The following is an 8,683-nucleotide window of genomic DNA, read 5'->3' on the forward strand; positions in this document are numbered from 1 at the left end:
TCGGCGCCGGCCCGGAGACGGTCAGTTCGAAGAACTTGCGCCGGGCATGGGCCCAACAGGCCGCCTCGACGACAGCGCTCTCGTCGTCAGGTGTAGCCCGCGATACAGGTGCTTGAAGCCGGCGTAGCCGTCGGCATGAAGGACACCGCGGAACGCCTTCAGGTGCGTCTGTGGATGCACGCCCCTGCGGTCGCCGCTGTACAGGTAGCAGACGGCCGGCGGCGCAGCGCTCGCCCAGGGGCGTTCATCGCGCACATAGGTCCACAGCCGTCCCTGCTTGGTGCGCCCGCGGCCCGGATCGAGAACCGGGACCGGTGTGTCATCGCCATGCAGCCGGGTGCCGGCAAAGACATGGGCACGCACCGCTGCGACAAGTGGCTCCATCAGGGCCGCCGTCCGACCGACCCAGTCGGCCATGGTCGAGCGGGCGATCTCGACCCCTTCGCGCGCGTAGATCGCCGCCGCGCTCAGCCTCGGATCTGAGGCCTCTTCCAGGATGCGCAGCTTGTCCTCATCCGACCATTGCCGCCGGCGCTCACGACCCGTGATGATCTCCATCCGTCCCATCGTTCCGTCGCTAACTTCGAAAATTGATGCGAAATCAGCTCCGAAACCTGGACCAGAAACCCGCCGGCACAAACCCCAACTCACCGGACGCTTACGCTCAAAGGCGGTTATGATACGGCCAAAAAACGATGTCAAAACCTTTGGGGCCTCAGCACGGTTGCGTGCGTCTCGACCCACACCATTTTGTAAGAAGTGAGGAATGGTTCAACAGCGAGCTGAAACTGCATGGCCTTTTCTTCCGTCGTAACAGTCCAGAAAAGAACCTTGGTGTCCGCTCCTGCCACCAGATCTTCCGACCACGCGCCTTGCCGCCCCACCCCTGCGAGAGTGGGTAGTATAGTGTAACCGGAAATTCCCGCAGCTTCAGCAAAATCAGCCAATCTTGGTATGAGCGGGGCATCGAGAAGCACTTCTATCTTGCGATGTCTGACTTCGGTCATGGTTGCAATCCACTAGCCATGATGGTGTAGAACGGAATACCGAGCGTGAGATTGAACGGGAACGTGATTGCGAGCGACATGGTCAGATAGATGCCGGGATCGGCTTCCGGAAGAGCAAGGCGCATAGCAGCAGGCACTGCGATGTAGGAGGCACTGCCTGCCAAAGTTCCCAGAATTGCAACCGATCCCGGATCCAACCCGGCTATTGTTCCCGCCAGCACGCCGATCGTGCCATTGAAGACTGGGATGAAAATAGCCAGTGCGACCATTCGTGGTGTCAGGACTTGCGATCCGCGTAACCGTCGTGCGGCAACCAGACCCATGTCCAACAGGAAGAGGCATAGCAGCCCTCGAAAGCCACTTTCGAAAACGGGTGCAATGCTCGCGAACCCAGATGGCCCGATCGTGAGTCCTACAGCAAAGCTTCCCGCCAGCATAACAACTGAACCGTTGAGGAGCGTTTCCCGCACGAGGTTTGTCTGGCTACCGGATTTGGCAAACCCCCTTGAGCGGGCTAGCATCAGACCAACGACAATGGCCGGTGTTTCCATCAGAGCCATCACAGCGACCATGTAGCCCTCAGCGGAAAGTCCTGAAGCCGGCAGAATCTCGACAGCGGTGACAAATGTGACTACGCTGACGGAGCCATAGTGAGCTGACACCGCCGCCGCGTTGATCCGGTCTATCCGCCCGAATTTCTGAAGCATCCAGAAGGCCGGTAGAGGCAATGCGCAACTGAGAACCATGCCCACCCCGGCAGCAATCAACATGTCGCTCGAAAAGCCGACTTCGGCAACCTCAATGCCACCCTTCAACCCGATCGCGGCCATCAAATAGAGGGACAGTCCTTTAGCGACCTGTTCCGGAACGGAAAGATCGGATCGGCCAAAGCCGGCCGCCATACCCAGAACGAAAAAGAGAATGATCGGCGACAGGAGCTGTGACAGCATTAGCGGAACTTCTATTGCGAGATCTCTACCGTAGAAGCACCAGCTGAGGGTCTGCAAGCCGTTCGACCATCAAGCCAAAATTTTCTATCCCAAGGAACCACGGCAACGGCTCGTTGTTACCCTCGAGATCAAGCGAGGTTAGTATGAGCGATGACCCTTCACTCGCGCCTGCTTTAGAGAGAAAACTCGAGGACGCGATAATTGACGAGTTGCGGCGACAGGTCGAAGAGGACTCCCAGGCCCTGTCGTTTGAACATGAACCCGGGCGATTGAATGTCCAGGGGGAGATCGATCTTGATGCGCTGATGATGGTCATAGTCGGATCGGTAGCGGGAGGCCCTTAGAGCAGTATTTCTCAACGACGCCGAGCTGGACGTGCTCGCCTCTTGGCGCATCGTCCATCCGACGGTTCTTTTGGCCAAGTTGTTAAAGGTCGAGGACTCATCAACAGAGTAGCCGCTCGCTGTTCATACATTGATCACACCGCCCGGCGTCCACGCCGCCAGGAAAGAAGGGACGTTATATCCTGGCGGCTCGGAGCATGGCCCCACGCACTGAGCACGCGTCGGGTACCGCAATAAGAATTATCATTTCGGAAGGTTCCCGCCGGGCCGAGAGTGCCGCAGAATTTTCATCGACGCAATGTGCACAATCAGGAGGTTTCCGTAAAAAGGCCCGCGAAGCGGTGAGCGTTTCGCGCGTTGGCTCCACCAAGCGCAACGCGTCTAATTCATCGCTCACTAAAATGCGACCGCTGATCTTCACTGTCCGGTAGTACGTTCACCTGATCGTCGCGGATTGGGTTTGAGGATCGGCATAATGTTGAAGCGCTTTGCAATATCGGAGAGCGGCAATTTCGCGGCGATCCTCGCCATCGCCGCGATTCCGGTGGTAACGGCTGTGGCCGGCGCGATCGATGTCGCCGAGACGCAGCGCAAGGCGTCGCAGGTTCAGCAGGCACTCGACGCCACGGCGCTCGCAATGGCCAACCTTGAGATGAATGGGACAGTGCCGACCGACGGTCAGGCCGAAGCCTATTTCCAGGCTAACCTTTCCAGCTGGTCAGGCGCTTATCCCGATTTCAGCTACGTCGCGCCGACGAACCAGGACAGTTTTGCTGCCCTCATCGAAGACCTGCAGGCGCAAGCCATCCTTGGCGCAGCGGCCGAGGGTGAACTTGTCCGAGGCGTTACCGCTTCGTTCCGGCATGAGGGCATGACGTCGTTTTCCGGCAAGTGGAATGTGACGCGCCAGGCGAGCGTGCGCATGGCGGCCGGATTGCCCGCCTGCATTCTGGCGCTCAACGAAACCGCCGCGTCGGCCATCAAGATCCAGGGCTCGACGGAAGTCACCATGGCGCATTGCGTCCTGGCGGCGAATTCGAATGCGCAGGGCGCGATCTCGCGTGGTGGCTCCGCGACGGTCGATGCCGAATGCGTGACGACCGTCGGGACGGTCAGCGGGTTCGAGACGAGCCTCGCCGACCTTAAATGCGACGCACCGCTCGAACGGCGCTGGAGCAGCACCGATCCCATGAAGGACGTCGCCATACCGAGCTATACGAGTTGCCAGAAAGCCGTCGGCACCGGCAAGGCAAAGTCGCTGAAGCCAGGCACATATTGCAGCGAACGCATTTCCGGCGACGTCGTGATGGAGCCCGGCACCTATATCCTGCGCGGCGGCAGCATCAGCCTGAACGGCAACGGCTCGCTCGCCGCGCCCGGCGTTACTTTCTTCCTGCTCGATGACGCGAGCATGTCCATCGGCGCAAACCAGCTTGTCCAGCTTTCGCCGCCGACCAGCGGGCCATATGAAGGCATCAGCATCTACCAGGAGCAGGGCAATACCAATGCCCTGCAGATCCTGGGCACATCCGGTTCGACGGTTTCGGGCATCATCTACGCGCCATCCGCGCACGTGCAGTTCGCAGGCAACGCCACTGCCAATGCAGCTCCCGAATGCCTCCGCGTCATCGCCGACACGATCGAGCTGACCGGCAATTCGACATTCGAGAGCGACTGTGAAGATGAGTTTGCGGGCCGCAAGATCGAAGCCGAGGTCTCGCTCTCCCTGATCCGATAAGAGTCAGTGCCGACACTGCTCATGAGTGTCGCGCGATGCGTCTGACGAGGATCATGACGGCTGCGGCGTAGAGGAATGCGGTGGCAGATTCGATGATGGCCTCCGCGTCCTTCCAGAGCCTTCGGTTGCGGCTGATCCAGGCGAAGAAGCGTTCGACCACCCATCGCCTCGGCTGTACGGCAAAGCCGACCTGATCGGGCTTCCGCTTGACGATCTCGACGGCGAGGGAGCTGGCTTCCGCGACGCGCGTGATCGCGTCGCCCGTATCAAGATCCAACTGGATGACTGGCGCCCGCTATCGGGCGGCGCGTCGAGGTCGTGGCTCATGCGACCAATCTGGCAGATTGCGTCGTCCAGTTCCACGGTAAGGGTTCTGACATCCGATTCGAACATCAACATGAGGCCATAACCTCGAAAAGGACCATGACCCGGCACGGACTGTAACCCGGCGTGCAAAATTGGACCACGGACAGAACGGGCACTGAACCCCGCAATGAACGGGCTCATTGACGTCCACACCTGTCAACGCATCTACCAACCGTTATTGAGCGAGGCCGTGAATGCGGGCACCTTCCTGGCCACGACCCAAAGAAACTCGAGGAGGCCCGCAGGCAATTGTACGCAACACCAAGGCCATCTTCGCGCCCAATCCGATCAGGGCTTCGGTAGCGGAGGTTTTTTGTGGTCAAAACTGTTTTTTCAATCCGATGGCAAAGGACGTATTGTGCGCTCCGCTAGCCCAAAAATCTGAGTTCAGGTTTGTGGTGAGATCGAAATCGCTGAATGCTTTCGTCGTGTAGCTTAATCCAGCTCTCATGGGCATATCCGTCTCGCGCAGATCGAACCTCACTTGCTCGAAGGTGATCAGACCATCCTGGCTCCGCGACGTCGGCACCCGCGCCGTAGCCGATCCGGCGATCGCTGTGGGCAAAACGCCGCCATAAAGCGTGATCCGATCATCGTCGTTCAACAGCTGTCGTCGCGATGCGGAGAAGCCGATGCTTCCATGCATGAATGGATCATAGGTAATGAGATTACCCTCACGTGTATCCACATCGCCAACCCCCACCTCAGCGAAGCCCGTTACTGACCAGTCGCCTACTGAGGGAAAAGTTAAACCAATCGCCGATGCCACATTCGAACTGCCAAGAGCCGCCACGAACGGGCCGTTAGCAACGGATCCAAAGAAGCTGTTCGCATACCCCCCTGACAAAGTAAATTCAACGCTGAGCGCCTCATGATTCGTTAAGCGGGACATGCTGAAGGAGATGGCATCTCCCTGCGGGTTTTTCTCCATTTGGCCCGAATACTGAAAAAACTTGTTCTCGCTTATGGGCATCAAACTCGAAAACCGCGTCGCTCCGTCTACGTTTTGATGAGCTTGAGAGAAAAAAAGCTTCGCCGTGGCTGTGTCCTCGAGAACGCGCATCTCAGAATCAACTTGGCTGAAACCAAAACTGAGAGCTTCCATGCTGCTAGCAAGCGCCTCAGACGGGTTCGCTTGGAAATGCGATGCGTGCGCCGTCGTCGTCAGCTCCTCACCTTTGACGTAGAAATCACCCCCCAATTGGTCGAGGAGCATGACGGCGCGGCCGGCCAAGGCTCTCTTGAGACTCGTTCCTACAATCGGAGCAGTCCCCTGCAAACCGCCACCTACGGAATGACGGGGTGACGTAGCTACATGATGGCCTGTCGCAACTGCCAAGCCTCCGACTGGAGCAAGTGCGGCGGCCATGTCAGGAACACCGAGCCCATAGAGGCTGGAAATAGGTCGCGAGACGTTCGCGCCAAACTGGACGCTTCCCGAGACTGACTGTTGGAAAGCGCTCCAGTCATTTTGGGCCGTAGCGAGGAGACGCGTCGTTAATTCCTGCGGCGCAAGCTGCGGAAACGCTTGCGCGAGAAGCGCGATCTGGCCTGAGATCTGCGGCGCCGCAAAGGACGTTCCAGTCATTGTCCCATAAGAAGTATCGCTAGATGCAGTCGGGGCATGGACTGTCCCATTGGCCGTCAGGCAAAACGACGCCGCTGATCCACATGGTGCTGAAATCAGATCCGAATCGAGAATCTTGCCGCTGTCGCGATCAACTGAAAAAAGTGCATTGGCGGCAACGATCCACGCCCCTTGTAGCTCTGGGACGAAGAGTGGAAGTGCCGCCCAGGCATCGACGTCCCCAAGCGACTCTTCGTTTGCGTTAGCAAAAACCACAACGCCGTTCTGTTGGAAGGTCCTATAGGATGCGAACAAGTCGGCCCACTGGCCGGATGAGCCGCCGAGTCGGCTTGGCAGATAGTTGGCATAGGTCGATGCGCCAGAGGCTTGGTAGGCAGCTTGCTCGTCGGAAGCTGCGACCTTGCTTGCCCAACCCCAGGAATTGTTCTGCACCTTGGCACCATTCGCCGACGCGTCCAAAGTGGCTCCCGTCAGGTGGCTGAGAAGATTCGACGACGAAACATTGCCAAAAGAGGTGAGATGCAGCGCTGAGTTTGGCGCTACGCCCATTATCCCCCTCCCATCGGTGTTTGCTGCGGCGATCGCGGCAACCGACGTGCCATGTTGTTCGACTTGTAAGCTTGGTGCAGAGCCGAGATAGGTTCGGATCTCTTTGTTTGCGAATTCCTGGTGCGAGATACGAAAACCGTCGTCAACGACGGCAATTAGCTGACCATCGCCTCGAACAGACTTGCCGTGAGCAAGTGTGGCGGTATGCGCGAAATGAATGTTCTGAAGCACATAGGGAGACGAATTCGTACAATTCGCGGCAACATAATTGGCACAGGCTGGAGCGACACCGAGCTGCTGACGGACAGTATTCTCTTCGAGCAGGCTCAGCCCCACAGCCGTGAATTCCGCATTGCTTTTGTAGCGTGCGGCCGCCTCAGGATTCAGTATCGGATACTCACTGGGCGTGGGCTGAGGATCGGGCGGTGCGGAGGAAACTGTCTCGGAACCGCCTCCTTCACATCCGGACAAAACTGCAATGCAAACCGCTCCCGAAAGAAGGGAATACCGCATCGTACCCTCGAACTATTCTGACGCCCCATCTTCCCTAGAGAACAATTTTGCCTCTCTCGGTCCATCGGCGTGCGGGCAAATAGGTAGCAGTCCGCGAAATCGAGCGCTCTGTGTGACACGTAGACCACATTTCTCGAATCGAGCCTTCAGGTTAGCCCACCACCCGTAAGCATGGATCACGAGAGTTTTTGGATCCGAATTGCCGAGGCATAGAGCTTAGGCCGTAGATCTGTAATTTGCAGAGCTTGGCGGTGTTTCCCTTGAGGGTTTCAAGGATCTGTCCGCACTGATGGCTGCAAGCAGCGATCGTGCTGTATCGGGTTTCACAAGGCCGAACGTTGCATTGACTCGAAGCGGGCTTTCTGGCCCATCCGGTAACCTTCGCAGATCGTCCGTCCCTGCGTTCCCTCTCGGGACACCGCCCTCGGATCAGCTATCTTGCTTCACCGCTGGCAATCAGATTCTATCGCACCTCATGCTTCGAACAAAGTGCCATCGCGCAGCATGGCGTGCATGATGACGGCAAGACGGCGAGCAAGCGCCACGCGTGCCTTTCTTAAACCGCGCCGCTTCGCGATCTTCATGGCCCACCCCTTGAGGGCGAAGCTGCCGCGGCTGCGCGTCAGGATCGAGTTGGCCGCTTCGTAGAGCAGCTTGCGCACCATACTGTCGCCTTGCTTGGTGATGCGCCCTGTCCGGTCGATCTCTCCGGATTGGTGACGTCTGGGGACAAGGCCGAAGTAGGCGCCGGCGGTGCGCGATTGTCGGAAGCGGCCAACTTCATCGATTGCCGCGGCAAAAGCAGCAGAGGTTTGGACGCCGACACCGGGGATGCTCATGAGTTGCCTGCAGGATTGAGATCGGTGGGCGAACTCACGCAGCACCAGATCCATTTCCTTGATCTGCTTCATCAGCTCAGTCCTCACCGCAAGCAGCGCGGTGATGCTCTGGCCGAGACCGGGTATGTTGGCAGCCTCTATCACACGGTCGATGAACCCCTTACCCTGACCGGGACCGGGCTTGAATCCGAAGGTCGCGCACAGGCCGCGGATCATGTTGTCGAGCCGCACTCGGGCTTCGACCAGGTGGTTGCGTGCCGTGATGACGCTGCGCACACCATGGGCGGCAGGCGACTTGACGTGCACTTCCTTGTAGAAGCCAGTCCTGGCAAGTTGGGCCAGCCCTGCTGCGTCATGAGGGTCGGTCTTGTTCGCCTTCAATGCCTTCAGGCTCTGATGTGCCTGCCGCGCATCGATGCACACTATAGGAATGCCGAGAGCACGCAGACCGTGACAGATTGCCGGCGACATGCGGCCAGTTTCGATCACCGCCCGTTCGACGCCACGCACCTCGTGCAATGCCTGTGCGATCATGGCGGGCGTGCTCTCGACCTTCATCGAGACGATCTTCCTGCCGCTTTCGTCGACGACGCAAACCTGCGTGGTTTCCATCGACAGGTCCAGTCCGGCATAATGTTTCATGGCTGCTTCCTTCCTTCAGCTTTCGACAGCCAGAAGTGTGGGCCATCTTTCAGCTCCGAGGGAAGCGGCCACAAATTACCCGATGACTCATTACGTTTGGCACCAGATGCGTGTCGAGATGAGTTTGATGGCGGCGAGGTAGTTTTC

General features: G+C 58.4%; 6 protein-coding genes and 2 pseudogenes. 2 read left to right on the forward strand and 6 right to left on the reverse strand.

What is annotated here, in order from left to right:
* Positions 1 to 10: 10 nt before the first annotated feature.
* From PZ895_RS10810 to PZ895_RS10820, 3 genes and pseudogenes are all read right to left on the reverse strand, one after another.
* Positions 11 to 462 (reverse strand): annotated as a pseudogene (locus PZ895_RS10810) (IS66 family transposase); the annotation flags it as partial.
* Between the two features lie 236 nt (positions 463 to 698).
* Entirely contained in the window at positions 699 to 1,007 is a 309-nt protein-coding gene (locus PZ895_RS10815; RefSeq protein WP_275839020.1) for a hypothetical protein, read from the reverse strand.
* A complete protein-coding gene (locus PZ895_RS10820) occupies positions 1,004 to 1,957 on the reverse strand; it encodes a sodium-dependent bicarbonate transport family permease (RefSeq protein ID WP_275839021.1) in 954 nt (317 codons plus the stop codon). The genes PZ895_RS10815 and PZ895_RS10820 overlap by 4 nt, the downstream gene beginning before the upstream one ends.
* A gap of 143 nt (positions 1,958 to 2,100) precedes the next feature.
* On the opposite strand from PZ895_RS10820, the gene PZ895_RS10825 reads away from it, so the two are divergent.
* Both PZ895_RS10825 and PZ895_RS10830 read left to right on the forward strand, forming a co-directional pair.
* The gene (locus PZ895_RS10825; RefSeq protein ID WP_275839022.1) at positions 2,101 to 2,301 is read left to right on the forward strand and encodes a hypothetical protein; all 201 of its coding nucleotides are present in this window, start codon (positions 2,101 to 2,103) and stop codon (positions 2,299 to 2,301) included.
* A gap of 475 nt (positions 2,302 to 2,776) precedes the next feature.
* Complete coding sequence (locus PZ895_RS10830; RefSeq protein ID WP_275839023.1) at positions 2,777 to 4,039, forward strand: pilus assembly protein TadG-related protein; 1,263 nt, start codon at positions 2,777 to 2,779, stop codon at positions 4,037 to 4,039.
* Between the two features lie 19 nt (positions 4,040 to 4,058).
* Here the strand turns inward: PZ895_RS10830 and PZ895_RS10835 are convergent.
* From PZ895_RS10835 to PZ895_RS10845, 3 genes and pseudogenes are all read right to left on the reverse strand, one after another.
* Positions 4,059 to 4,286, reverse strand: a pseudogene (locus PZ895_RS10835) (IS5/IS1182 family transposase); the annotation flags it as partial.
* A gap of 438 nt (positions 4,287 to 4,724) precedes the next feature.
* Positions 4,725 to 7,055: a S8 family peptidase gene (locus tag PZ895_RS10840; RefSeq protein ID WP_275839024.1), complete on the reverse strand. Its 2,331-nt coding sequence runs from the start codon at positions 7,053 to 7,055 to the stop codon at positions 4,725 to 4,727.
* A 473-nt stretch (positions 7,056 to 7,528) separates the two neighbouring features.
* Positions 7,529 to 8,536, reverse strand: coding sequence for an IS110 family transposase (locus PZ895_RS10845; protein ID WP_275839025.1), 1,008 nt, complete (start codon positions 8,534 to 8,536; stop codon positions 7,529 to 7,531).
* Positions 8,537 to 8,683 lie beyond the last annotated feature (147 nt).

This window comes from Mesorhizobium sp. YIM 152430, from assembly GCF_029210365.1.
Classification (GTDB): Bacteria; Pseudomonadota; Alphaproteobacteria; order Rhizobiales; family Rhizobiaceae; genus Aliihoeflea.

What these genes read in the sequence shown, in the direction of transcription:
- PZ895_RS10840 (WP_275839024.1), bottom strand. Translation starts at nt 7,055, where the DNA reads ATGCGGTATTCCCTTCTTTCGGGAGCGGTTTGCATTGCAGTTTTGTCC.
- PZ895_RS10825 (WP_275839022.1), top strand. Translation starts at nt 2,101, where the DNA reads ATGAGCGATGACCCTTCACTCGCGCCTGCTTTAGAGAGAAAACTCGAG.
- PZ895_RS10820 (WP_275839021.1), bottom strand. Translation starts at nt 1,957, where the DNA reads ATGCTGTCACAGCTCCTGTCGCCGATCATTCTCTTTTTCGTTCTGGGT.
- PZ895_RS10845 (WP_275839025.1), bottom strand. Translation starts at nt 8,536, where the DNA reads ATGAAACATTATGCCGGACTGGACCTGTCGATGGAAACCACGCAGGTT.
- PZ895_RS10815 (WP_275839020.1), bottom strand. Translation starts at nt 1,007, where the DNA reads ATGACCGAAGTCAGACATCGCAAGATAGAAGTGCTTCTCGATGCCCCG.
- PZ895_RS10830 (WP_275839023.1), top strand. Translation starts at nt 2,777, where the DNA reads ATGTTGAAGCGCTTTGCAATATCGGAGAGCGGCAATTTCGCGGCGATC.